Raw genomic sequence first — 1,385 nt, forward strand, 5'->3', positions numbered from 1 at the left:
GACGCCGCCAGCAGCGCGTCGCGGCGCTGCCGCTGCCGGGTCCGGACCGCGCGCAGGTGCCGTTCGTAGTCGCCGCTGCTCAGCAGATGCGCGAGCACCAGCTGCGGCAGGGCCGGGTTGCCGAGGTCGCTGGCGTGCTTGGCGGCCAGCAGCGCGGCGTGCAGCCGGCGCGGCGCGATCAACCAGCCGAGACGCATGCCGGGGGCCAGGGACTTGGAGACGCTTCCCGCGTACGCGACGCGATCCGGCGCCGAACCCTGCAGCGCGGCCACCGGCGCCCGGTCGTAGCGGTGCTCCGCGTCGTAGTCGTCCTCGATGATCAGACCCGGCCGATCGAGCAACGCCCGGCGCCGCTCCGGGCTCAGCACCACACCCATCGGGTACTGATGCGCCGGGGTCAGCACCACCACCTCGAGGTCGCCCAGTTCGCCGGCGCGCAGGCCCTGTTCGTCGACGGGGACCCCGACCGGTCGTACCCCCCAATGCGCGATCTGGTCCCGCGCGCCGCGCGACCCGGGGTCCTCGACGCCGAACTCGGCGATGCCCTCGGCCGTCAGGACCTGGGCGAGCAGGGCGAGGGCTTGCGCCACGCCGCCCACCACCAGGATGTCGTCGGGCCCGGCCCGCACCCCACGGGTACGCGCGAGCCACCCGGCCAGCTCGCGCCGCAGCACCGGATGCCCACCCGGGTCGCCGTAGCCGAGGTCGGCGCCCGTGGCCCGCTCCAGCACCGCCCGCTCGGCCCGCAGCCACGCCGCCCGCGGGAACGCCGAGAGGTCCGGCACGCCCGGCGACAGGTCGTGGACGATGCCATCGGGCCGTGGTGGCGGCAGCCGCAGCCCGACGTCCGCCCGCCGATCCGTGGTCACGCTCGGCTGCACCGCGGCGCGGACCACGGTGCCGGCGCCGGTGACCGCGCTGACCAGCCCTTCGTCGAGCAGCCGCCGGTAGGCCTCGACCACGCTGCCGCGGGAGACGCCGAGTTCGGCGGCCAGCGTCCGGGTGGCCGGCAGTCGTTCGCCGTCGCTGAGCCGGCCGTCCGAGATCGCCGATCGCACCGCGTCGGTCAGCCAGGCGGCGAGCCCTTTCGCCGGCGCCGACGACGGTTGCAGCTGGAGAAAGTCCGATCCGGGAATTGGTCCATCTCCTAGCGCTCGGATTGGTCCTTCACGTGGACCATATCCGACCGCAGGCTGATCACATGAGAGTGCTTCCCGCCCTGGCCGGCGCCACCGGCATGGTCTGCGTCGGCGGCAGCGTGGCCGTTTCCGGCATGCTCGCCGGCGCGCCGCTGGCCACCGTGCAGTCCCTGCGCAACGCCGCCGCCTGTCTGCTCCTGCTCGCGTTCGCCCGCGCGGCGGCGGCGCGAGCCCGGGCACGACTAC

General features: G+C 75.1%; 1 protein-coding gene and 1 pseudogene. One reads left to right on the forward strand and one right to left on the reverse strand.

The window, feature by feature from the left end; translation table 11 throughout:
- The coding region (locus tag AB0M20_RS43655; RefSeq protein WP_364307397.1) for a PLP-dependent aminotransferase family protein at positions 1-1,058 on the reverse strand (1,058 nt) is incomplete at its 3' end.
- Between the two features lie 143 nt (positions 1,059-1,201).
- On the opposite strand from AB0M20_RS43655, the pseudogene AB0M20_RS43660 reads away from it, so the two are divergent.
- Positions 1,202-1,385 (forward strand): annotated as a pseudogene (locus AB0M20_RS43660) (EamA family transporter); the annotation flags it as partial.

Origin of the sequence: Actinoplanes sp. NPDC051633, from assembly GCF_040681735.1 — a bacterium.
GTDB lineage: Bacteria > Actinomycetota > Actinomycetes > Mycobacteriales > Micromonosporaceae > Actinoplanes.